The organism is Mycobacterium sp. IDUB_21, assembly GCF_055419425.1.
In genome coordinates, this window is the sequence record NZ_JBVAXQ010000001.1 from 285,362 (window position 1) to 307,831 (window position 22,470).

Sequence of the window (22,470 nt, forward strand, 5' to 3'; positions counted from 1 at the left end):
TCATCAGCGTCCCAGGAATTCCAGAATCGCCGGAGCGGCCTGCACCCAGGTGTCGAACATGTTGAAGTGACTCACTTTTCCTGCGGCACGCTCCTCGCCTGCGCGCTCCCAGGCGTCTTCCGGCCACGGCGGGTCGATCAGTTCGGATCCTTTGATCAGACAGTTCACCTCCAGCGAGGTGCGCTTGGGGTGGTCCCAATCGTTCTCGCCGCCGCGGATGATGAGGGTGGGAACCGCTATCGCGCCGAACATTTCGTCGTCGACGCCGGGAATCGTCTGTCCCGGCTTGGATACGAACGCGTTGAGCCAGCGCAGCATCACTTTGAGGAAGTCGTCGCGGTCGAGGTCGAGCAGCCGCTGCTTGTTCGCCGGGTTCTCCTCGATCCGTTCCTGCCATTCGCTTAGGCCCAGCAGCGCCTGGGTGCCGCCGCCACGTACCGCCAGAATGTTGGGCACCACGTAGTAGGACCCCAGCACGAAGGAGCCGTACACGCCGCCGACGATGTTCCACAGCACCAGCTTGGTGGCCAACTCGGGGTAGAGCATGGTGGTCAGGATGGAGTCCCGCGCTCCGCCCGAGCCGCCGGCGATGATGCACGGCCCGGTGTCGAGCGCGGTGAGCAGCGCGTGCAGGGTTTCGGCGCGCATGTGCGATTCGGACTGGCCGTAGAACTGCACGTCTGAGGCCCCGCAGTTGGGGCGGTCCCACAGCAGCACGCGGTAGCCGCCGTCGACGAGTTTCTCGGCCAGCGGGCGCAGTCCGGGAATCTCCTTGGAGAACCGGCCGCCCGGCGTCAGGACGATCAGGTCGCCTGTGTCGCCGAGGATCTCGTAGACGACGTTTCCGCCGTTGATTTCCACTGAGGGCACCGAAAACTCCTGTGTGCTAGGCCTGGACCAGGACGTCGTCGCCGACGACCCGCACCGGGTAGGTGCGGATGCTCCACTCGGGTTTGACCGCAGTGGTTCCGGTGGCGAGTTCGAAACCCCATTGATGCCAAGGGCAGTGGATGTATTCCAGGTCCCTGACCATGGCGGCGTCTCCCGGTGCGGTCTCATCCACGACGGTGCGGCCGCGCAGCCGTCCGGTGCACAGCGGCCCGCCCTGATGCGGACAGTAATTCGCGATCGCGTAGAACGTCCCGTTGATGTTGTAAACCCCGACGCCGTGATGCCCGATCGGCACCAGTTTATGGGTGCCGGGCGGGATTTCGTCGACAGTGGCAACGATGTGCTCGCGGCCCTGGGCCAGCCGGGGCCGCTGGTCGTCTCGGCTCATTCAGAACACCCGGACCTGACCTTCGAGGGCCGGGACCGTGTCGGGAAGGTGGTAGGTCTTCAGGCCGTTCTTGAACATCACCGCTTCCCGGGCTGCCTTGGGCAGGTGTTTGACGAGCCAGCGCGGATCATCGAACGTCCAGTGCGGGTAGTCGGAGGAGAAGAGCAGGATCTTCTCGCACTCCATCCATTCCAGCGCCCGGGTCAGCTCGGTCTTGTCCTCCGGGTAGTCCAGCGGCTGAGTGGTGAACTTGATGTGGTCCTTGATGTATTCGCTGGGTTTGCGTTTGATGTCCATCCACGACTTGCGCGCGGAGTAGATGGCGTCCATGCGCCACATCAGCGGCAGGATCCAGGTGAAGGCGTGCTCGACGAACACGATGCGCAACGTCGGGAAGCGGTCGAAGACCCCGTCGAACACCAGACTCATCACCTGGTTCGCCGCCAGGAGTGAGTAGGTGACCATGAAGTCGTGGTTGTAGCTGGGCATCCCGACCGGCGGCATCGGCAGCTCTTCGTGGTGGCTGCGGGACAGATGGCAGCTGACGGTGATGTCGTGCTTGGTGGCCGCCGTCCAGATCGGGTCGTACTTGGGATCACCCCACGACGGCCGCGGCTCGGCCTTGATCAGGGCCTGTGCCATGTAGGGGTGGCCCGCCCACTTCTCGATCTCGGCAGCCGCGGCGAACGGGTCCTCGATCGCCACGCAGATCGACCCGCGCCACCGCTGATGCCAGTTGTTGTGACTGTCCAGCCAGTGGTTGGCCTGCCAGTCGTTGAGCGCACACGACAGCGCATGCTGCGCTTCGGGGATCCGTGCCGGGTAGGCGGCGGGCTCGAGGATCGCGTAGTCGGCGCCTGCCTGCATGATCAGTTGTTTGAACGCCAACTCCGGGCTGCTGCCGGGGAATTCACCGTCGGCCGGGAACGCGTCGACCCGCATGGCGAAGGCGTGCGCGTAGTCCGGGGCGTCGTAGTAGATCTGTTCGCCGACCTGGCGGGCCAGAAAGTACTTGCTGCGCCACGGTTCGGGGATGTACGGGGTCAGTTCCCCGCGTCGCGGTACCGGATGGACGTCGGAGTCGACACAGCGTACGGCGACGCGCTCGACCGCCGGCTTGCGCTCTGTGGCTGTCACGGTCATGGTGGTCTCCCTTGATCCCGGCTGTTTTCAGTGTGCGCCCGCGGCGGCCGGAACGGCCGGAATCTCCAGGCCGTAGAGCCGGCTGGCGTTGCGCCAGCACAGCTTGTCGCGTTGTTCGGCGCTGAAAGTGCTCGGTACGGACAGTTCGTTGCACTGCCAGTGCGGATAGCTGGACCCGTACATCACCATGTCCTCCTTGCCGGTGTAGCCGAACCACTCTCCGGCAAACTCGGTGTCGCCGGGTCCGTCCATGGCGCCCTGCACGAAGTACACGTGCTCGGGCAGGTAGTCGCTGGGCATCTCGGGTGCCCACGGCGTCTGCTCCAGGTGCGGCCTGCCGAAGCTGTCCATCCGCCAGATGAACGGGGTCAGCAGATCCGCGGCGCCGTCGGCCCAGACGAACTTCAGCGACGGCATCCGCTCGAACACGCCCTCGGCGATCATGTTCATCAGGTGGTAGAGGTAGTTGCACGCCATGAAGCTGACGTACTGCTCGTAGGTCCGGGTGCCGCCCGACGGGGTCGGCGAGGCGGAGATCCCCGCACCCACCTCGATGTGGGCGGCCACCGGCAGCCCGGCGTCGATAGCCGCCTCCCACAGCGGCCAGAACTGCGGTTTGCCGAACAGTTCGCGTGACTGCAACGGCACACCGATCTGGACCACCCGGGGGTGATCCTTCCACCGGTCGATCTCACGCAGAGCCCCGGCGATGTCGTCGGGGTTGACCCGGATGGTGCCGCGGAAACGCTCGCCGTGCTCGCTGTGGTCCAGCCAACGCGACACCAGGATCTCGTTGTGCGCCGCGGCGATCGCCGACCCCAGATGCCGATCGGGCATGACGCCGCGCGTCATCGGGTGCAGCACCGCCACGTCGACACCGCGGTCGACGAACAGATGCTGGGCAACCACGTCGGGGTCCGATCCCGGGTACTGGCCTTTCGCGCCCTCGGTGCCGGGGGCGTATTCGCCGCCCGGCGCCCCGTACCAGTCCATCTCGTAGTCCGGGAAGCCGCGGCTGCGGTAGGGCTCCCGCAGCTGGGAGCGCAGGTCGGAGTTGGACGCCGCGAAGATGTGCACGCTGGCGTCGATGACCGGCGTGCGGCTGCCGTCCGGGTGTTCGACCATCAACGCCGCCCTTCGCCGTGTCGCCGGATCCTGCGCCCGCCCGGGGCGCGCTGTGAGGATTCACCGGGAAGCCGACTCCCGGTGAGAACTATTGTATAGCTGTATTCTTTGCTTGCAAGAACTAGATTCTCGTCTGTGGTCGGTGCAGGCGGCGCAGGCAGGCGTCGGCGCGCCCGGTGCAAACCCGCGATACGGTGTGGCAGCACGGTATCTCAGATTGAGATCGTTACATTCGCTAACGAGAATGTTATTCTCGATCGGTCGGTGGAGGAGGTGACTGCAATGCTGTTGGAGTTCGACGAGGATCAGCGACTGTGGCAGGGCACAGTGCGCGACGTGGTGGGCAAGCAGTGCACGCCCTCGCTGGTGCGCAGCGTCATAGAAGGCGCGGTGGGCGGAGCCGACGATTCGGTCGAGTCTCTGATCACACCCCTGTGGAAGGTCTATGTCGATCTGGGCTGGACCGAGTTGCACGAGCCCGAAACCGCGGTAGAGCTGGCGATCGTTCTCGAAGAACTGGGCCGCGCCACCGATCCCACGCCGTTTTTGGCCACCATGACGCAGTTCGCGCCCTTAGTCGGTGAGCACCATCGCCCGGACGGTTCCACCGGGGCGGCCGTTCTCGGCGGAGTGGCCGCCCACCGCAATGCCGCCGGCTGGGTGCTGGACGGGACCGCATTGAACGTGCTGGACGGCGATCGCGCCGATCGGCTGGCGGTGGTCACCGACGCCGGGGTGTTCGTGGTCGACGCCGCCGCGGTGACGACGCGGAAAGCCTCGGTGTTCGACCCGACGCTGCACGTGGCCGATGTGTCGTTCGCCGGAGTCGAAGTGCCCGACAGCGCCCGGATGCGCGTTGATGTCGACCGGGCACGCCATGTCGCGCTCACCGGCATGGCGATGACGATGGTCGGCTCCTGCCAGCGCATCCTCGATCTCGCTCTCGAACACGTACGCAGTCGTCAGCAGTTCGGAGTGCCGATCGGCTCATTCCAGGCCGTGCAGCACAAGGCGGCCGACATGCACGTCGCGATCGAACGTGCCCGTGCGCTGGCGTATTTCGCGGCGCTGACGATCGCTGCCGACGACCCGCGGCGGCGGATGGCGTCCGCGATGGCCAAGGCGGCGGCCGGAGAATGTCAATCGGTTGTCTTCCGGCACGGGCTACAACTCTTCGGTGCGATGGGCTTCACCTGGGAGAACGATCTGCAGTTCGCGCTCAAGCGGGCCAAAGCCGGCGAGTTGATGCTGGGTGGCGCCGCGCAACACCGCGCGGCCATCGCTGAGGAGTACCTTGCAGCTCACCTTTGATCCCGAGGTCGAGGAGTTCCGCGCCGAGTTCGTGGCCTTCCTCGAAGCGAATCTGCCCGCCGAGGCTGACACGTTGGAGCGTCCGCGGTCGGTGTCGCACATGCCGGAGTGGGCGCGCCGCTGGCAGCGGTTGCTGTTCGACAACGGCTGGCTACTGCCCGGGAATCCGCCGGAGTTCGGTGGCCGCAACGCCACCCTGCTGCAGCAGTTCGTTCACGCCGACGAACTGTGCCGCCGCCGGATCTTTCACAGCTTCAATCCGCAGGGTGTCAACATCATTGCGGCGTCGCTGCTCTCATTCGGCAGTGATGAGCAGAAGCAACGCTGGGCGGTACCGATTCTGCGTGCTGAGATCACCGCATCGCTGGGGATGAGCGAGCCGAGCGCCGGCTCGGATCTGGCGTCATTGCGGACCAGGGCGGACCGTGACGGCACCGCGGGGGACGACTTCATCGTCAACGGCCAGAAGGTGTGGACCTCGGGGGCGCACGACGCCGATGTGCTGCTGACGTTCGTGCGCACCGATCCCGATGCGCCCAAGCACAAGGGCATCAGCGTCTTGGTGATCCCCACCGACACCCCCGGGGTGGTGTGTCGCCCGTTCCCCACCATCTGCGGGATCGACGACAAAGACTTCAACGAGGTGTTCTTCACCGATGTGCGGGTGCCGGGGGAGAACCTGGTCGGCCCACTGCATGGCGGCTGGCGGGTGGCCAACGGATCCCTCGGCCACGAACGCACCATGATGTGGCTGGGTTTCGCCGACCGGTTGGACAACATCATCGCCGACTTCCACCCCGACGGAGCGTTGCAGCGCGACCAATTCGCCACGGCCGTCATGGATTATCAGGCGTTGCGTCTACTCGGCTCCAGGGCGCTGGCCCGGGCCGCCCGCGGCGAGGAGGACGTGCCCGCCTTGTCGGTGCTCAAGCTGCTCGGCTCCGAAGCCGAGATGTTCGCCTCCGGCCACGCGCTGGATGCGGCGGGGGTGTCGGGGCTGGTGCATCCGGCGGATTCGGGGCGGTATGCGCCGATGAACCTCGACAGCTACTTCGCCAGTTGGTTTGAGCGCCATGCCCGTAGCTTCTCGGGAACCATCGCCGGGGGGACCTCGGAGATCCACCGCAACATCATCGCCCAGCAGGTTCTGGGCTTGCCCCGCGGCTGAAACTCGCCGCGGCGAAGAACCCACCAAGTACTCCGCCCACTGTGCGGTTTCGTACGCACCCCGCGGTGTGTCGCGTACGAAACCGCACAGTGGGCGGCGAAAAACTCAGTCGATGACGACGGATTCCTTGCGTTCGGTGATCGGGCGGGCGCATTCCTGCTCGTCACAGATCCGCTGGAGCTTCTCCAGGGTTTCGTCCAGTCCCGGGCCGATCCGCTTGCCGGGGGTGAAGGTGGCCGGCAGGTGCCGCATGCCCTGGATGACACCGATGGTGTCGTAGTGCACTGCGCCGTCGGGATCGCAGCGGTAGTCCGGCATCCGGTCGAGCACCGCTAGCATCATCGACTTGTACACGGCACGCGCAACGTGCGAGCCGATGCAGCGGTGAACGCCGAGGCCGAAGCTGAAGTGCCGGTTGCCCTTCCGGTCCATGATGAGGCGGTCGGGTTCATCGAACACCGACGGGTCGCGGTTGGCCATCGCCCAGGACAGCCACAGTCGCTCGCCCTCCTTGACCTGCACCCCCGCCACCTCGACGTCGTCGGAGAAGGTGCGGCCGTCACCGGGGGCCGGTGTGAAGTAACGCAGGAACTCCTCGGTGGCGTGGCTGAACAGCTTCTCGCGTTCGCGACTGAGACGCTCGCGCTCATCCGGGTGCTCGGCCAGCCACTCCAGGGAGTGAGCGGTCAACGCGGTGGTGGTGTCGAATCCGCCTCCGATCACCACACCCACCATCGAGAGTCCGTCGAGGTCGGGAATCGGTTCGCCGTTCCGCTCGGCCTGGGCCAGAGCGTTGACGATGCCCGGCCGCGGATTCTGTTTGACCTCGAAGTAGTTGGTGGCCAGATCCATGCCCATCTGCCGGTGCATATCGGCGACGCGCACCGAGTCCGGGTCGTTCTCGGGGGTGTACACCGCCGCGTGCACCGGTTCGCAGTAGATCGTCCAATTCTTCAGCGGTATACCGAGGATCGCCAGGGTGAAGACGGCCGGCACGACGTTGGCCAGGTCGTCGACGAAGTCGATGTGGCCGTCCTCGATCTTCTCGTTGATCGCGGCACGGGTGATCTCGTCGATGAGCGGAATCCACCGTTTGATGGCGGCCGGCGACATGTAGGGGTTGAGCAGTTCGCGGTAGAACTGCTGTTCTTCGCCGTCCATCTCGAGCACGCCACCCCGGTTCTGGGCGCGCTTCGCGGGCGGAATGGAGATGCCCTTGTACCCGCGACGCTCATTGTTGATGTCGTGGTCGTTGGAGACGTGCGGGCAGCGGGCCAGTTCGAAAACCTCCGCGGCGCCGGCTGCCACCCAGTGGCCGTCGTAGGTGTCGCTCCACGCCATCGGACACTTGGACTGCATTTCGTCGGTGATATCGAGGAATCGATCACGGTATTCCGGCGCGTGGCGGTCGAAATGGTAGTGGCGCTGCTTCTTCTGCTCGTTCACTTCGCGGTCCAATCTGGCTGCCCCGCACCGGATGCGGCCTGGCCGGTGGAGTCCTTTCCGTCGACGAGAATGGCGCGCTCGGGGCACGAGCGCATGGCCTCGACCACCAACTCCTCTTGGCCGGCCACGACGTTCTCGCTCACCGCCGTGGAATGACCATCGATGTCGTCGAGATCGAAGGAGTCTGGTGCGATCATCTTGCACAGGCCGTGGCCCTGACAGCGCTGCGGGTCAACCCAAACTTTCATGCTGCTCCTATCGAACGTCCCGATCTCGGTGATTCACGATCAGACGTGGTAGTCGTACCACTTGAGGTATCCGCCGGCGTCAACCCGCAACTGCATACCGGTCACGTAGCGGGACTCCTCGGAGGCCAGCCACAGCACCGCGTTGGAGATGTCCTCGGGTTCGATGAACGGCACCTTCATCGCCTGCTGCACGTAGAACACCGGTTCGGCGTCGGCGCGGGTCGGGTTGTCCAGGTCCGGCCGGAAGGACCGGTACATCGGCGCGCTCTGCAGCATGTCGGTGTTGCAGTTGGTCGGGTGGATGACGTTGGCGCGGATGCCTCGCACCGCCAGCTCGGTCGCCAGGTCGTGAACGTACTGTGCCATCAGGCGTTTGGATGTCATGTAGGCCATCCCGCCCGGGTCGTTACCGGGATTCGCCTTCTGGTGGGCGTCCATCAACGCCGCCGCCGACGAGGTGGCGATGATCGACGCGCCCTCGCCGAGATGGGGCAGCGCGACCTGGATGCCGTTGATGGTGCCGACCAGGTTGGTGTTGATGACATCGATCCAGGCCTGCAGCGGCGGGTTGCCCTTCATGCCGGCCACACCGGCTTGGGCGACGACGATGTCGAGCTTGCCGAATTCGGCGATACCGGCGTCCAGTGCTGTCTTCAGCGCCGCCGCATCGCGCACATCGGCCTGCGCGGTGACGATGCCGCGCCCGGTCTTCTCGACGAGTTTGGCGGTCTCCTCGAGATCTTCGGGCCGAGCCATCGGGTAGCCGATCGTCTCGATGTCCTGGCACAGGTCGACCGCGATGATGTCGGCGCCCTCCTCGGCCAGTCGCAGCGCGTGGCTGCGGCCCTGCCCGCGGGCTGCTCCGGTGATGAATGCGACCTTTCCGGCAACGCGTCCCACAGCTGTTCCTTTCGTTATTGCACGGTTGGAGTGGCGAATGTCAGGTGTTACGGCCGCCGTTGACGCCCAGGATCTGCCCGGTGATGTAACCGGCCTCCTCGGACGCCAGGAACGCGCACGCCGCCGCGATGTCTTCGGGCTTGCCCATCCGGCGCACCGGGGTTCGGGCGATGTTGTCGTCGATGTCGCCGAGGAATCCCTGGCTTGCGGCGTTGCGCAGCATGGGGGTGTCGATGAAGCCCGGTGGCACGGCGTTGACGGTGATCCCGTTCGGCCCGTACTCCAGGGCGAGGGTCTTGGTGAGCCCGTTGACGGCGGACTTGGCGGCGACGTAGTGCGCCATATAAGGAGTGCCGGAATGCGTACTCGACGAGGAGATGTTGACGATGCGCCCCCAACCGGCCTCCACCATGTCGGGCAGCACTGCCTGGACGGTGTGAAAGACGCCGTTGAGGTTGACGTCGATGACGCGCTGCCAGTCGGAGAAACTGATGTGGCTGAACTTCTTGAAACCGTCCAGCCCGGCGGCGTTGACGAGGATCTCGACCGGGCCCAGTTGTTCGCGGATCTGCGTCAGCGCGGCGTCGATCTGCCCGCGATCGGTGACGTCGGCGGCGAAGGCGAGCTTCTTGTCGCCCGGCTTGAGGTCGATGGCCGCCACCCGATGGCCGGCGGCACGCAAGCGGTCCACCACCGCCGCGCCGATACCCGAGGCGCCCCCGGTCACGACAGCCGTCCTAACGAGGCCCGTCTCGCTCACAAAGAATCCCCTTTCCAAGGTGTGAGAATCGTACTCTCGTACAACTGTTTCTGGCAAGGCTCGCTCGAACGGCTCCCAGCAGCGATGATGCTGAATCAGCCTCCCGGGGTGACGCCGAGCCGCCGTCCGGATTGGTTTCGTACTCCGCTTGAGTTCTCCTCGTCGAGATGTATGATTCGCCGCACATGAGAATGTAGTTACCCGGCGGGAGGCTTGCATGCGTTCGCAGGAAACGGCCGAGACCATCACCGATGGTGGTCTCTCGGCCAGGCAGGCCACCGAGCAGCAGCCTGCCGCCCGCCGACTGCTGATCGACGGCAAGCTGATGGGCGCGGATCGGACGTACGCCTCGCTCAATCCCACTACCGGCGAAGTCTTGGGCTACGCCCCGGAGGCCGGTGTGGAGCAGGCCACCGCGGCCGTCGCGGCGGCGCGGCGGGCGTTCGACGCAGGCGACTGGGCCACCGACACCGCACTGCGAGTCCGCTGCCTGGACCAGTTGCACCAGGCGCTCGTCGAACACCGCGACGAGCTGGCCGCGCTCACCATCGCCGAGGTCGGGGCCACGGCGGCGCTGATCCAGGGTGCACAGCTGGATGGACCGATCGCGATCGTGCGTTACTACGCCGATCTGCTGAAGAACTATCCGATGACCGAAGACCTCGGCAACATCGAGAGTCGCGGGATGCTGCACCACCGCTGGGTGGAGAAGGAAGCCGCCGGCGTCGTCGGAGCGATCATCGCCTACAACTACCCCAACCAGCTGGCACTGGCCAAGCTGGCGCCCGCGCTGGCCGCCGGATGCACGCTGGTGCTCAAGGCCGCTCCGGACACCCCGCTGATCACGCTGGCACTCGGTGAGTTGATCGCCAACCACACCGACATTCCGGCCGGAGTGGTCAATGTGCTCAGCTCGTCGGACCCGGCGGTCGGCGCCGTGCTGACCACGGATCCCGACGTCGACATGGTGACCTTCACCGGGTCCACCCCGACCGGGCGGGCGATCATGGCTGCCGCCAGCGGCACGCTCAAGCGGGTCTTTCTGGAGCTGGGCGGCAAGTCGGCGGCCATCGTGCTCGACGATGCCGACTTCAACACCGCCGCGGTCTTCGCCGCGTTCTCGATGGTCACCCACGCCGGGCAGGGTTGTGCTCTGACCTCGCGGCTGCTGGTGCCCAACAAACACCACGACGAGATCGTGGAGCTGATCAAGACCAACTTCTCCCACGTGCGTTACGGGGACCCGACCGACCCCAAGACCTACATGGGCCCGCTGATCAGCGCGAAGCAGCGCGACAAGGTCGACGGCATGGTGCAGCGGGCGGTGGCCGCGGGCGCCACCCTGGTGACCGGCGGGGAGAAGGTCGACCCCGGCTTCTTCTACACGCCGACGCTGTTGACCCACGTCGACCCGGATGCCGAGATCGCCCAGGAAGAGGTCTTCGGGCCGGTGCTGACGGTGATCGGCTACGACGATGACGACGAGGCGGTGCGGATCGCCAACAATTCGATCTACGGGCTGTCCGGCGGGATCTTCGGCGGCCAGGATCGTGCTGTGGCGATGGCCCGCCGGATCCGGACCGGGACGTTCTCGATCAACGGCGGCAACTACTTCAGCCCCGACGCCCCGTTCGGGGGATATAAGCAGTCCGGTATCGGCCGCGAGATGGGCGTCGCCGGGCTGGACGAGTTCTTGGAGCGCAAGACGTTCGCCGCACCCGCCGGAGCGGCCGAATGAGACCGCTGGAGGGCATTCGCGTCCTGGAAGTCGCGATGTACGGCTTCGTCCCGTCGGCCGGCGCGGTGCTGGCGGAGTGGGGCGCCGAGGTCATCAAGGTCGAGCATGCGGTGACCGGAGACCCACAGCGCGGGTTGCGCCAGACCGGCCAGTTGAAGGTCGAGGGCGACCCGAACCCCAATATCGAACACGCCAACCGCGGCAAACGCAGTATCGGACTGGACATGTCGGTACCGGAAGGCCGGGAAGTGCTCTACGAGTTGGCCCGTCGCGCCGATGTGTTCCTGACCAGTTTCCTTCCGGCGCACCGGCGCAAGTTCGGCATCGACGTCGACGACATCCGGGCGATCAACCCGAACGTCATCTACGCCCGCGGCAGCGCACTGGGTCCGCGCGGCGCCGAATCGGAGAAGGGCGGCTACGACATGACCGCCTTCTGGTGCCGGGCCGGCACCGCGGCCACCATCACCCCGCCCGGAACCGAGGGCATGATCGCACCGCCGGGGCCCGCCTACGGCGACACGATCTCCGGTACCAACCTGGCCGGTGGGATCGCGGCGGCGCTGCTGAAACGGGAGCGCACCGGTGAGCCTTCGGTGGTCGACGTCTCGCTGCTGGGCAGCGGACTGTGGGCGATGGGACACACCGTGGCGCTGACCACGCACCTTCACCAGCGGATGGAAGCCCCGGTGCCGGGCGTCCACGGTTCACCGGTCAACCCGCTGACCGGCCTCTATGCCACTTCGGACGGCCGCTACATCTCGTTCGTGATGATGCAGCCGACCAAGTTCTGGGCCGACGTGTGCCGGCACATGGAACTCGAGGACCACATCGACGACCCGCGGTTCGCCACCGCGGAGGACATCGCCAAGAACACCCCGGCGGCGGTGGAACTGCTTACCGCGGCGATGGCCAAGCGCCCCCTGGCCGAGTGGAGCGAACGCTTCGCGACGCTGGCCGGGCCGTGGGCGCCGGTCCAGGACACGCTGCAGGCGGCCGATGACGCTCAGATCCGCGCCAACGAGTACCTGGTCCGGGCGGGGGAACTCGAATTGGTGGCCAGCCCGGTCCAGTTCGACGTCACCGCCCCGGACACCGGCCCGGCCCCCGGATTCGCCGAGCAGACCGACGAGATCCTGACCGACCTCGGCCTGGACTGGGACCGGATCATCGAACTCAAGACCGTCGGCGCGGTCACCTAGGCCATCGGGTAGCTGCAGGGGAATCGAGATGCCGCACGTAACTTCGATTGGCACCTATCTGCCGTGCTGGGGAACTCCCCTGCGGCGGTTGGCCGGTGACGACGAGGACGCGATCACCCTGGCGGTCGAGGCCGGCCGTGCGGCGCTGTCCGCGGGCGGTGCGGTGGAGCGGCTTGTGGTCGTCAGTCGCGACCTGCCTTTGACGGAGAGCAGCAACGCAGCGGTGCTGCTGGCGGGCTTGGGGTTGGATCCCGAACTGGAAGTGGTCGAACGACTCGGTGGTGCGCCCGCCGCGCTGGACGCGCTGAGTTCGGCGCGGCCGCGGACCCTGGTCATCGGTGTTGATCTGGATCCGGCCGGCGGTTCAGCGAGGCTCGACGGAGGAGAGGCGAAGCTGGGACCGCCGTGTGGGGCCGGTGCGGTCGCGGTGCTGACCGCCAGCGACGGGATGTGCGGCCTGCGAATCCGCACCGCGGCCCGGATCGCCCGCAGCCTGCCGGTGCGTACCCGCAATGCGGTCGGGGTGGTGCACGACTACGGTGACCCACGGCTGCTGCACGAGCGGGGAGTGGTGACATCGCTCGCCCAGGCATGGGCCGACACCCCGGTGATGCTGGCCGGTGTCGAGCACGAGCGCGCTGTTGCCCTGTGCAGCGGCGAGCCGGTGCCGCTGCCGACGAACGGCGCCAGCTCGGGGCTGTTCGCGCTGGCGGTGCTGGCGGAGACACAGACCGAGGGACCATTGGTCGCGGTGGAGCAGGCCAACCTGTCCGGCATCAACGTCGCCGCCGGTGAAGTCGCGGTGCACCGACGTGAACTGGTGGCTCGACCGGTACCGCCGAGCGTGATGACGCCGGGACCGGACCTGCCGATCTCGCTGGCGGCCTACGAGCGTGCCTTCGAGGCCAAGGTGCGGTGGGAGGCGGGCAAGCATCCCGACAGCGACGAACTCGACTTCCCGCCGCGTTACCGGGTCGACGACGACTCCACCTTGAGCACCAGCTACGAGTTGGTCGAACTACCCCGTACCGGGACCGTCTACACCGAGGTCAGCGTGCACCTGCCGGTGCCGGGCCTACGGACGCCGTACTCGCTGGTGATCGTCGAACTCGATGACGTCGCGATCCGTGCGCTGGTGAAGGTGACGGGAGCCCCCGCCGGCAGCGCTTGGATCGGCGACCGGGGCCGGCTGGTGCTGCGCCGGATCGCGATGCGCTCCGGGGTGCCCGACTACGGATATGCCTTCGAACCGTTCGACCCGTCGGAGCAACCCGAGGCGGTCGCATGAAACGCGTGGCCATCGTCGGCGCCGGGATGACACCGTTCCGGGAGCATTTCGCGCTGGGCATCAAGGATCTGCTGCCGATGGCGTTCGCCGAGTGCGCTGCGAGTGTCGACAAGGGGCTGGCGAAGACCGATGTGCAGGCGGCCTGGTTCGGGGCGCTGGGCACCACCGACGGCTTTCCCTCCGGGATCCTGGCCGACACCCTGGGGCTGCCGGACCTGCCGGTCACCCGGGTGGAGAACTCCTGCGCCACGGGCAACGACGCGGTCCGCAACGCACTGTTCGGAGTCGCCTCCGGGGCGGTTGACGTCGCACTGGTCATCGGCGCGGACAAGCTGCGCGAGATCGCCACCAAAGACATGCTGTGGGCCTGGGAGGGTGCGGTCCGCGACATGGCGTGGGACTACCCGCTCGGCTTGGTCGCCCCGGCCGGTTTCGCCCTGCATCTGCAGCGTTACCTGCACGAATCGCCGGCCACCCGGGAGCACCTGGCGATGGTGGCGGTCAAGAACCACCGGCACGGGGTCACCAATCCCAAGGCGCGGCTGCGCTTCGAGATCACGATGGAGCAAGCCCTCGATGCGCCCACCGTGGTGTCGCCGTTCGGCGTCTACGACTGCGCGCCGCAGAGTGACGGCGCGGCCGCCCTGGTGCTGGCCGCCGAGGACGTGGTCGACCGTTTCACCGATCGACCGGTATGGGTCCGCGGGGTCGGGCTGGGACTGGACTCGGTGATGCATCAGCACAAGCGCGATATGACGACGTTTCCGGCGACGGTGCGCGCCGCCAAGCAGGCGTTCGCCATGGCCGGGTTGACACCGGCCGACATCGATGTGGCCGAGGTGCACGACTATTTCACCGGGGTCGAACTGATCAGCTACGAAGACCTCGGATTCGCCGATCGGTTCGAGGCCTACAAGCTGTTGGAGGCCGAGGTGACCAGCGTCGGCGGCGCGCTGCCGGTGAACCCCAGCGGTGGTTTGAAGTCCAAAGGCCACCCGCCCGGTGCCACCGGTGTGGCACAGTGCGTAGAACTCTTCGAGCAGTTGCGCGGTGCGGCGGTCAATCAGGTCGATGGAGCCCGGATTGGCTTGGCGCACAACATCGGGGGCCCGACTGCGGTGTCGGCGGTCACCATCGTGGAAGGGGGCGGCGGTGGAGCCTAACGGTGCCGGGCCGATGCCCACGGATCTTGACGGTTGCGTCAATAACTCGGTGACGGCGGGGTAATGGTTCTCGGAGCGACTGCAGATCCACCGATGGACCGGGAAATCGACGACCAGGCCCAGCGGGGCTCTGCCGCGGGACGGCATCGGCCCACCGGTGCGCGGCGGGAGCCCCCGGCCTACCTGCGGCCCGTGGTCGGGCTGGTGACCATCGTGACGATCGCGGCTGTCGTCGGTCTGGCGATCGGCATGTTCCGGGGCAGCTTCACTCCCACGGTGTCGGTCACGGTGCTGTCGCAGCGGGCTGGTCTGGTGATGTATCCCGACGCCAAGGTCAAGCTGCGCGGGGTTCAGGTGGGCAAGGTCGGGTCCATCGATCCCCGGCCGGACGGCACCGCGGTCCTGCGCCTGGAGATGCAACCTGACCAACTGCGGTTGATTCCGGCGAACGTCACCGCCCGGATCGCCTCCACGACGGTGTTCGGGGCCAAGTCCGTCGAGTTGGTGGCGCCGCCGGATCCGGAGGCGACCAGGCTGCACGCCGGGCAGATCCTGGCCGGCGAACACGTCACCGTCGAGATCAATACGGTATTCCAGCAACTCGTCCGGGTCTTGGACAAGATCGACCCGAAGAAGCTGAACGAAACGCTGAGCGCCGTCTCGACGGCGTTCAACGGACGCGGGCAGAAACTGGGGCAGGCGCTCACCGACTTCGACAAGCTGCTGGCCGAGATCGAGCCCAGCCTGAACACGCTCGAGCACGAGGCCGCCACGATGGCCCCGGTGTTCCGGTCCTATGCCGACGCGGCACCGGATCTCACCGCCTCCCTCGGGCACGTCACCACCATGAGCGAGAGCATCGTGCAAGAGCGCAACAGCCTGGACACCTTCCTGCTGAGCGCCATCGGCCTGGCCGATACCGGCAACGAAGTGCTGGGGGACAACCGGCAGGTCCTGACCGACCTGACGCAGGTGCTGGAGCCGACTGCTCAACTGCTGGACAAGTATCACGAGGAACTCGGCTGTTCGATCGGCGGCTTGGTGCCCTTCGCCAATTCGCCACCGTTCCACGTCCCCGGCATCATCATCACCGCCAGCTTCACCTTGGCCAAGGAACGCTACCGCTACCCCGACCACCTACCGAAGGTGGCGGCCCGCTCCGATCGCTCCTACTGCACAGAACTCGGCCTGCCCGACGTACCGCCGGACTATCGGGTGCCCGCGTTGATCGCCGACGTCGGAGCCAACCCGTATGAATACGGCAACCAGGGCATCCTGCTCAACTCAGATGGCCTCAAGCAGGCGCTGTTCGGGCCGATCGGCGGGCCGCCGCGCAACAGCGCCCAGGTGGGGATGCCGGGATGACACGCTCCTTCGGCCCCCTGCTCAAGTTCGGCATCTACGCCGTGGTGATGGTGCTGGCCACGATCTTCCTGTTCGCGATCTTCGCCGAGGTCCGGACCGGACCGACGGTGGGCTACCAGGCGGTCTTCTCCGACGCCTCCCGGCTGAAATCCGGGGACAGCGTGCGGGTCGCCGGAGTCCGGGTCGGCACGGTCGGCGGCGTCTCGCTGCGACCGGACGGCACGGTGCTGGTGAAATTCCAGGCCGACCGGAACATTTCGCTCACCACCGGCACCCAGGCCTCGGTGCGCTACTTGAATCTGGTCGGCGACCGCTACCTGGAACTGACAGACGGGCCGGGCTCGACCCGGCTGTTGCCGGTGGGCTCGCAGATCCCACTGGAGCGGACCGCGCCCGCACTGGATTTGGACCTGCTGCTCAACGGCCTCAAGCCGGTGATCCGCGGACTGAATCCAACCGACGTCAACTCGCTCACCGCATCGCTGATCCAGATCATGCAGGGTCAGGGCGGCACCATCGACTCATTGATGTCTCGGACGTCGTCGTTCTCGAACACCCTGGCCGACAACAACCAAGTGATCGAGTCCCTGATCGACCAACTGCGCACGACGTTGGCCACCCTGTCCAACGGCGACAAGCGGTTTTCCGGGGCGATCGATCGACTCAACAAGCTGGTCGCCGGATTGGCGGCCGACCGCGACCCGATCGGGACCGCGGTGACGGCCCTGGACCGCGGCACCGCGTCGCTGGCCGATCTGCTCGGTAACGCCCGCGATCCGCTGACCAACACCATCACTCAGGTCGATCGATTGACCACCGCGATCAACGCCGACCTCGCCGGCCTGGACATGTCGTTGCAGAAGGCGCCGGAGAACTACCGCAAGGCCATCCGGCTCGGGGCGTACGGCGGGTTCATCCAGTACTACCTCTGTGCTGTCCAGATCCGGGTCAGCGATACCCAGGGCCGCACCGCGGTGTTCCCCTGGATCAAAGCGGAGGAGGGCCGATGCAGCGACACCGAGTGAGCGGCGTGGTGGCCGGTGCTGCGCCGGTACGGCGGGAGACCCGTCGATGCTGAAATACCATGGCAGCCATCTGAGCAGGATGGGCCTGATCGGCATCGTGGTCGTGGCCTTCGTCGTCGCGATCGGGCTGCAGCCCGAGCAGTTGATCCAGTGGGCCACCTGCGTGCGTTACCAGGCCCGGTTCGCCGAAGCCGGTGGCCTGAGCACCGGTGCCGACGTCACCCTGTCGGGGATCAAGGTCGGCTCGATCACCGACGTCGCACTCGACAACGGCGACGCTTTGGTGACGTTCACGCTGGCCGGCAAATACCCGCTGGGCTCGCAGACCACCGCGCACATCCGCACCGGGTCGTTGCTCGGCGAACGGGTGCTGACGGTGGAGCCGGCGGGCAGCGGCAAGATGCACCCGCTCGAAATCATCCCGCTCACTCGCACGTCGTCGCCGTACTCGCTGGTCGACGTGGTCGGCGAACTGACCTCCAATACCGCCGGTACCGACACCGAGTCGCTGAACCGGTCATTGGACACCCTTTCGGACACCATCGACCAGATCGCTCCCCAGTTGGGGCCGACGTTCGACGGTCTGAGCAGGGTGTCCCGAGCGGTGAACAGCCGCGACGAGGGCCTTGCCGACCTGCTGAAATCGGCCGCCGAGCTCACCGGTGTGCTCTCCGAACGCAGCCAGCAGATCAATTCGCTGATCCTGGACGCCGACAGTCTCGTCGATGTGCTCAACACCCGGCGGCAGGCGATCGTCAATCTGCTGGTCAGCACGTCGGCGGTGTCGCGTCAGCTGTCTGAACTCGTCGCCCAGAACAACGACCAGCTCAAACCGACGCTGGCGAAGATCATCGAGCTGAACAAGATCTTGGTGAAGAACCGGGACAACCTCGCCAAGGCGCTGCCCGGTTTGGCGAAATACGAACTCACCCAAGGTGAGACGGTGTCCAACGGGGCTTATTACAGCGCCTATGTTCCGAACCTGTTCCTGCCGCAGCTGCTCCAGCCGTTCATGGATTACATCTTCGGCTTCCGCCGCGGCGTCGACGCCGGGCAGCCTCCGGACAATGCCGGGCCGCGTGCCGAACTGCCGTTCCCGATCAATGGGATTCCGCAACCAGGAGACCTGCCGCCCCGATGAAGACTCGTAAACCACTGCAGCTCGCGGCGGCCGCCCTGGCGGCGCTGCTGCTACTGGCGGGCGCGGGCATCCTGGTCCGCCAGACCGTACTGAAACCGACCCGGCTCACCGCGTACTTCTCCACCGCAACCGCGATCTATCCCGGTGACGAGGTCCGGGTCGCCGGGGTGAAGGTCGGCACCATCGACCGGATCGAACCGCAGGGCAGCCAGGCCAAGCTCACCCTGCGGGTCGACCGCAAGGTGCCGATCCCGGCCGAGGCCAGAGCCGTCATCGTCGCGCCCAACCTGGTGGCAGCCCGGTTCGTCCAACTGACCCCTGCCTACCATCGCGGTGACGGGCCGAGGATGGCTGACGGCGCGGTGATTCCGCGCGAGCACACCGCGGTCCCGGTCGAGTGGGATGAGGTCAAGACCCAGTTGAACCGGCTCGCCGCGGAACTGGGTCCGCGCAGCGGTGTTTCGGGAACTTCGGCGTCACGCTTCATCGACAGCGCGGCCAATGCGATGGACGGCAACGGCGCCAAACTGCGCGAAACGCTGAAGCAACTCTCCGGCGTGGCCCGGATCTTCGCCGAGGGCAGCGGCAACATCGTCGACATCATCTCGGGCCTGCAGACATTCGTGACGGCGCTACGTGACAGCGATCAGCAGATCGTGGTGTTCGAGTCGCGGCTCGCCACGTTGACGAGTGTGGTCAACGACAGTCGATCCAACTTGGATGCAGCTCTCACCGACTTCGCCGGTGCGATCGACACGGTGCGGGATTTCGTGGCGGGGAGCCGCGCCGAAACCGCCGAGGCGCTGCAGGGCGTGGCCAAAGTCAGTCAGACGCTGGTCGATTCGAAGACTGCGATCCGCAATATCTTGCATATCACCCCGAACGCGATCGCCAACACACTCAACATGTACAACGTGACCAGCGGGACCCCGGTGGGTTCGTTCGCGTTCGCCAACTTCAGCAACCCGGTGCAGGCGATCTGCACGATGACCGGCGCGATCGGCAACGCGACGTCGATGGAGACCGGCAAGCTGTGCGAGGGCTACTTCGGGCCGGCCATGCGGCTGCTGAATTTCAACGGGCTCCCGTTCGCTGCGTCCCCGTATCTGACCAAGGCGGCCAGCCCCGACAAGCTGATCTACACCGACCCGGCATTGATGCCGCACGCCGAGCCCCCGGGAAACCTGCCGGAACAGGAGCCGTCGATATCGGCCTACACCGGATTGCATGGCGACGTCCCGCCACCACCGGGGTGGACCGATCCGCTGCAACCGCGCGGTTCCTACGTGCCCGACGGACTGCCGGCCGCGGCGACACCGCCGCTGATCCCAGGCGCGCCGCTGCCCAGCCCGACCACCTTCGACGGGATGCTGCTGCCAGGGCCACCGCCAGGGCCGCCGCCCGGGTTGCCCGGTCCGTTGCCCGCGGAAGGGACACCCTCGCCATGATCGGTCTACGTTCTCTGCGGCGCAGCGCTGCGGTCGCCGTCTTGGTGGCCGGCACCACGACGAGCTGCGCCTTCGGCGGTCTGAACTCGGTGGCGCTGCCGGGCGTTCAGGGCCGTGGCTCCGGAGCGCAGCATTTCACAGTCGAGCTGGCCAATGTCGGGACACTGGAATCCAATTCGCCGGTGATGCTCTCCGACGTGGTGATCGGCAGCGTCGGCAAGATGACCGTCAGCAACTGGCATGCCAACGTCGACATCGCGGTCAACCCCGGCGTCGAGGTGCCGGCTAATGCGGTCGCAACAGTTGGGCAGACCAGCCTGCTCGGCTCGATGCACCTGGCGCTCAATCCTCCGATCGGACAGCAGCCGACGGGGCGGCTGATGTCCGGGGCCGCCATCGGACTGAGCGACTCGTCGACTTATCCGTCTACCGAGCAGACCCTGTCGTCGCTGGCGGTATTGGTCAACGGGGGCGGACTCGGTCAGATCGGTGACATCATCCACAACTTCAGCGCGTCCATGGGGGGACGCGAGGCCGACATCCGCGATCTGATCGTCCGGCTGGACAACTTCACCGGCGCGCTGGACCGACAACGGAACAACATCGTCGAGGCCATCGGAGAGATGAACCGGACGGCCACGACTTTCGCCGGGCAGCGCGACACCATCCAGCGTGCGCTGGACAAGATTCCTCCGGCCCTCGACGTCTTGATCAAGGAGCGACCCAAGTTCGTCACCGCGATGACCAAACTCGGCCAGTTCGGCGACATGTCGGCCGGGCTGGTCAACGACTCGGGGCACCAACTGGTCTCCGACCTCATCCACATCGAACCGGCGTTGCGTTCGCTGGCCGACATCGGTCCCGAGCTCAACTCGGCAGTGGCCTATGCCTCGGCCTTCCCTTACGGGCCCAATGCGATCGAGCGCGCCGTGCGGGGCGACTTCCTGAACTTGTTCGCCGTCTTCGACCTCACCAAACCGCGACTCAAGCGGGCGCTGTTCGTCGGCACGCAGTGGGGTGACGAAGACGCGAGACTCGTTCCGGCGCCCGGTGACCCGTGGTATCTGAATTATTCCTACGACCCGCTGCAAGAGCCGCTTCTGCAGTCGTCGAGCCAAGGCTCACCACCGGGTGCGCTCAGCTCGGAAGGCGGTGGATAGATGCTGACACGCTTTGTGCGGATTCAGCTGATCCTGTTCCTGGTGGCATCGGTGATCGGCGTTTCAGCCATGCTCTTCGGCTACATGCAGCTGCCGACCCTGCTCGGGATCGGCCGGGTTACGGTCAAGCTGGACCTGCCGGAGACCGGCGGGATCTACCGATTCTCCAACGTCACCTACAACGGCGTGCAGGTCGGCACCGTCACCGACGTCGCGCTGACCGGCAGCGGTGTGCGTGCCACCCTGTCGCTGGATCGATCGACGAAGATCCCGGCCGACCTGGTGGCCGCGGTACGCAGCGTGTCGGCGATCGGCGAGCAGTATGTCGACCTGCTGCCGCGCAGCGACGGCGCCCCCTACCTGCAGAACGGCTCGGTGATCGCGGCGTCCAACGCGCAAGTGCCCCAACAGGTCGGGCCGATGCTCGATCAGGTCAGTGCCCTGGTCGACAGTATCCCCAAGGATAGGCTCAGCGGCCTGCTCGACGAGACGTTCCAAGCCTTCGACGGCGCCGGCTACGACTTCCAATCACTGCTGGATTCGGCGGCCACGATCAGCGGTGACGCCAACCGGGTCTCGGACAAGGTGCGCATGCTGATCGACAACGGTGCGCCGCTACTGGATTCCCAGGAAAAAAGCACCGATGCGATCCGGACTTGGGCGCGCAGCGTGGCCGGGATCTCCGAACAGGTCGCCGTCAACGACCCGCAGTTGCGTGCAATCCTGCAGCGCGGCCCCGGGTTCGCCGACGAAGTGTCCGGTTTGATGCAGGACATCAAGCCCACCCTGCCGATCCTGCTGGCGAACCTGAACACCCTCGGGCAGGTGTTGATGGTCTACAACCCGTCGCTGGAACAGTTGATGGTGCTGCTGCCCGGATACATTGCGGCACAGCAGTCGTTCGGTCTTCCCAAGAACAACCCGACTGGTCTGCCGCAGGGCGATTTCACCCTCACCTTCGGTGACCCGAACCCGTGCACCGTCGGTTTCCTGCCCCCGTCATCCTGGCGCTCCCCGGCCGACACCACCACGATCGACACCCCGGACGGCCTGTACTGCAAGCTGCCGCAGGACTCACCGGTGTCGGTGCGTGGCGCCCGTAACTTCCCGTGTATCGAGCATCCGGGCAAGCGCGCGCCCACGGTCGAGCTCTGCGACGACCCGAAGGGGTTCGTGCCCATCGCGATGCGTCAGCACCTCACCGGCCCCGGACCGTTCGACCCGAACCTGCTCAAGCAGGGCATCCCGATCGATGACCGGGTCGATTTCAACGACCGGATCTTCGCCCCACCCGGAGGCACCCCGTTGCCGCCGTGGGCCACCCCGGCGGGGACCTCACCTGATTCACCGCGGCCGGTGGTGCCGGCGCCGCCCCCGGGAGCACCGGATGCGGCTCCCTCGGCGAACACCGACCCGGGACCGTCGGTCGCGGTGGTGCCCTATGACCCCAACACCGGCAAGTACATGACACCCGACGGGCGCTACGAGCAGCAGACGAATCTGGTGCCCGGTGCGGGCCCCAAGACGTGGACCGACCTGATGCCGTCCTAGCCGAAGGAG

Annotated in this window: 19 protein-coding genes and 1 pseudogene; 12 read left to right on the forward strand and 8 right to left on the reverse strand. The window is 66.4% G+C overall.

What is annotated here, in order from left to right:
• Positions 1-3: 3 nt before the first annotated feature.
• The 4 genes from ACZYY4_RS01365 to ACZYY4_RS01380 are packed head-to-tail and all read right to left on the reverse strand — an operon-like array spanning position 4 to position 3,547.
• On the reverse strand, positions 4-870 hold the full coding sequence (locus ACZYY4_RS01365; protein WP_463807621.1) for an alpha/beta fold hydrolase: 867 nt from the start codon (positions 868-870) through the stop codon (positions 4-6).
• A gap of 16 nt (positions 871-886) precedes the next feature.
• Complete coding sequence (locus ACZYY4_RS01370) at positions 887-1,279, reverse strand: Rieske (2Fe-2S) protein (RefSeq protein ID WP_463807622.1); 393 nt, start codon at positions 1,277-1,279, stop codon at positions 887-889.
• On the reverse strand, positions 1,280-2,422 hold the full coding sequence (locus ACZYY4_RS01375; protein WP_463807623.1) for an amidohydrolase family protein: 1,143 nt from the start codon (positions 2,420-2,422) through the stop codon (positions 1,280-1,282).
• A gap of 27 nt (positions 2,423-2,449) precedes the next feature.
• Positions 2,450-3,547: an amidohydrolase family protein gene (locus ACZYY4_RS01380; RefSeq protein WP_463807624.1), complete on the reverse strand. Its 1,098-nt coding sequence runs from the start codon at positions 3,545-3,547 to the stop codon at positions 2,450-2,452.
• Between the two features lie 282 nt (positions 3,548-3,829).
• On the opposite strand from ACZYY4_RS01380, the gene ACZYY4_RS01385 reads away from it, so the two are divergent.
• Together ACZYY4_RS01385 and ACZYY4_RS01390 are read left to right on the forward strand one after the other, a co-directional pair.
• Positions 3,830-4,858, forward strand: a complete 1,029-nt coding sequence (locus tag ACZYY4_RS01385; protein ID WP_463807950.1) for an acyl-CoA dehydrogenase family protein — start codon at positions 3,830-3,832, stop codon at positions 4,856-4,858.
• Complete coding sequence (locus tag ACZYY4_RS01390) at positions 4,842-6,026, forward strand: acyl-CoA dehydrogenase family protein (protein ID WP_463807625.1); 1,185 nt, start codon at positions 4,842-4,844, stop codon at positions 6,024-6,026. The genes ACZYY4_RS01385 and ACZYY4_RS01390 overlap by 17 nt, the downstream gene beginning before the upstream one ends.
• Before the next feature lie 105 nt (positions 6,027-6,131).
• Here the strand turns inward: ACZYY4_RS01390 and ACZYY4_RS01395 are convergent, their stop codons facing one another.
• The 4 genes and pseudogenes from ACZYY4_RS01395 to ACZYY4_RS01410 all read right to left on the reverse strand — a co-directional run bounded on the left by ACZYY4_RS01395 (position 6,132) and on the right by ACZYY4_RS01410 (position 9,380).
• Positions 6,132-7,472 carry a cytochrome P450 gene (locus ACZYY4_RS01395; protein ID WP_463807626.1) on the reverse strand — a complete coding sequence of 447 codons (1,341 nt, stop codon included), beginning with the start codon at positions 7,470-7,472 and terminating at the stop codon, positions 6,132-6,134.
• 62 nt (positions 7,473-7,534) lie between these two features.
• A pseudogene (locus ACZYY4_RS01400) lies at positions 7,535-7,720 on the reverse strand (ferredoxin); the annotation flags it as partial.
• Positions 7,721-7,759: 39 nt separating this feature from the next.
• A complete protein-coding gene (locus tag ACZYY4_RS01405; protein WP_463807627.1) occupies positions 7,760-8,620 on the reverse strand; it encodes a mycofactocin-coupled SDR family oxidoreductase in 861 nt (286 codons plus the stop codon).
• Positions 8,621-8,660: 40 nt separating this feature from the next.
• Positions 8,661-9,380, reverse strand: coding sequence for an SDR family NAD(P)-dependent oxidoreductase (locus ACZYY4_RS01410; RefSeq protein WP_463807628.1), 720 nt, complete (start codon positions 9,378-9,380; stop codon positions 8,661-8,663).
• A gap of 217 nt (positions 9,381-9,597) precedes the next feature.
• Here ACZYY4_RS01410 and ACZYY4_RS01415 point away from each other — a divergent pair, with 217 nt between their 5' ends.
• The 10 genes from ACZYY4_RS01415 (at position 9,598) to ACZYY4_RS01460 (ending at position 22,461) form a co-directional block, all read left to right on the forward strand.
• The gene (locus tag ACZYY4_RS01415; protein ID WP_463807629.1) at positions 9,598-11,118 is read left to right on the forward strand and encodes an aldehyde dehydrogenase family protein; all 1,521 of its coding nucleotides are present in this window, start codon (positions 9,598-9,600) and stop codon (positions 11,116-11,118) included.
• The gene (locus tag ACZYY4_RS01420) at positions 11,115-12,320 is read left to right on the forward strand and encodes a CaiB/BaiF CoA transferase family protein (RefSeq protein WP_463807630.1); all 1,206 of its coding nucleotides are present in this window, start codon (positions 11,115-11,117) and stop codon (positions 12,318-12,320) included. Before ACZYY4_RS01415 ends, ACZYY4_RS01420 begins: the two co-directional genes overlap by 4 nt.
• Positions 12,321-12,348: 28 nt before the next feature.
• Complete coding sequence (locus ACZYY4_RS01425) at positions 12,349-13,608, forward strand: Zn-ribbon domain-containing OB-fold protein (RefSeq protein WP_463807631.1); 1,260 nt, start codon at positions 12,349-12,351, stop codon at positions 13,606-13,608.
• Entirely contained in the window at positions 13,605-14,771 is a 1,167-nt protein-coding gene (locus ACZYY4_RS01430) for a thiolase C-terminal domain-containing protein (RefSeq protein ID WP_463807632.1), read from the forward strand. The genes ACZYY4_RS01425 and ACZYY4_RS01430 overlap by 4 nt, the downstream gene beginning before the upstream one ends.
• Positions 14,772-14,864: 93 nt before the next feature.
• On the forward strand, positions 14,865-16,136 hold the full coding sequence (locus ACZYY4_RS01435) for an MCE family protein (RefSeq protein ID WP_463807633.1): 1,272 nt from the start codon (positions 14,865-14,867) through the stop codon (positions 16,134-16,136).
• Positions 16,133-17,161 carry an MCE family protein gene (locus ACZYY4_RS01440; RefSeq protein ID WP_463807634.1) on the forward strand — a complete coding sequence of 343 codons (1,029 nt, stop codon included), beginning with the start codon at positions 16,133-16,135 and terminating at the stop codon, positions 17,159-17,161. Before ACZYY4_RS01435 ends, ACZYY4_RS01440 begins: the two co-directional genes overlap by 4 nt.
• Positions 17,162-17,207: 46 nt before the next feature.
• A complete protein-coding gene (locus ACZYY4_RS01445) occupies positions 17,208-18,302 on the forward strand; it encodes an MCE family protein (protein ID WP_463807635.1) in 1,095 nt (364 codons plus the stop codon).
• A complete protein-coding gene (locus ACZYY4_RS01450) occupies positions 18,299-19,750 on the forward strand; it encodes an MCE family protein (protein ID WP_463807636.1) in 1,452 nt (483 codons plus the stop codon). The genes ACZYY4_RS01445 and ACZYY4_RS01450 overlap by 4 nt, the downstream gene beginning before the upstream one ends.
• Positions 19,747-20,910, forward strand: a complete 1,164-nt coding sequence (locus tag ACZYY4_RS01455) for an MCE family protein (RefSeq protein ID WP_463807638.1) — start codon at positions 19,747-19,749, stop codon at positions 20,908-20,910. Before ACZYY4_RS01450 ends, ACZYY4_RS01455 begins: the two co-directional genes overlap by 4 nt.
• Positions 20,911-22,461, forward strand: coding sequence for an MCE family protein (locus tag ACZYY4_RS01460; RefSeq protein WP_463807640.1), 1,551 nt, complete (start codon positions 20,911-20,913; stop codon positions 22,459-22,461).
• Positions 22,462-22,470: the final 9 nt, after the last annotated feature.

Excerpts from the sequence above, each read along its gene's own strand:
- ACZYY4_RS01370 (WP_463807622.1), bottom strand. The coding sequence starts at position 1,279 with ATGAGCCGAGACGACCAGCGGCCCCGGCTGGCCCAGGGCCGCGAGCAC.
- ACZYY4_RS01375 (WP_463807623.1), bottom strand. The coding sequence starts at position 2,422 with ATGACCGTGACAGCCACAGAGCGCAAGCCGGCGGTCGAGCGCGTCGCC.
- ACZYY4_RS01380 (WP_463807624.1), bottom strand. The coding sequence starts at position 3,547 with ATGGTCGAACACCCGGACGGCAGCCGCACGCCGGTCATCGACGCCAGC.
- ACZYY4_RS01385 (WP_463807950.1), top strand. The coding sequence starts at position 3,830 with ATGCTGTTGGAGTTCGACGAGGATCAGCGACTGTGGCAGGGCACAGTG.
- ACZYY4_RS01415 (WP_463807629.1), top strand. The coding sequence starts at position 9,598 with ATGCGTTCGCAGGAAACGGCCGAGACCATCACCGATGGTGGTCTCTCG.
- ACZYY4_RS01420 (WP_463807630.1), top strand. The coding sequence starts at position 11,115 with ATGAGACCGCTGGAGGGCATTCGCGTCCTGGAAGTCGCGATGTACGGC.
- ACZYY4_RS01425 (WP_463807631.1), top strand. The coding sequence starts at position 12,349 with ATGCCGCACGTAACTTCGATTGGCACCTATCTGCCGTGCTGGGGAACT.
- ACZYY4_RS01430 (WP_463807632.1), top strand. The coding sequence starts at position 13,605 with ATGAAACGCGTGGCCATCGTCGGCGCCGGGATGACACCGTTCCGGGAG.
- ACZYY4_RS01435 (WP_463807633.1), top strand. The coding sequence starts at position 14,865 with ATGGACCGGGAAATCGACGACCAGGCCCAGCGGGGCTCTGCCGCGGGA.
- ACZYY4_RS01440 (WP_463807634.1), top strand. The coding sequence starts at position 16,133 with ATGACACGCTCCTTCGGCCCCCTGCTCAAGTTCGGCATCTACGCCGTG.
- ACZYY4_RS01445 (WP_463807635.1), top strand. The coding sequence starts at position 17,208 with ATGCTGAAATACCATGGCAGCCATCTGAGCAGGATGGGCCTGATCGGC.
- ACZYY4_RS01450 (WP_463807636.1), top strand. The coding sequence starts at position 18,299 with ATGAAGACTCGTAAACCACTGCAGCTCGCGGCGGCCGCCCTGGCGGCG.
- ACZYY4_RS01455 (WP_463807638.1), top strand. The coding sequence starts at position 19,747 with ATGATCGGTCTACGTTCTCTGCGGCGCAGCGCTGCGGTCGCCGTCTTG.
- ACZYY4_RS01460 (WP_463807640.1), top strand. The coding sequence starts at position 20,911 with ATGCTGACACGCTTTGTGCGGATTCAGCTGATCCTGTTCCTGGTGGCA.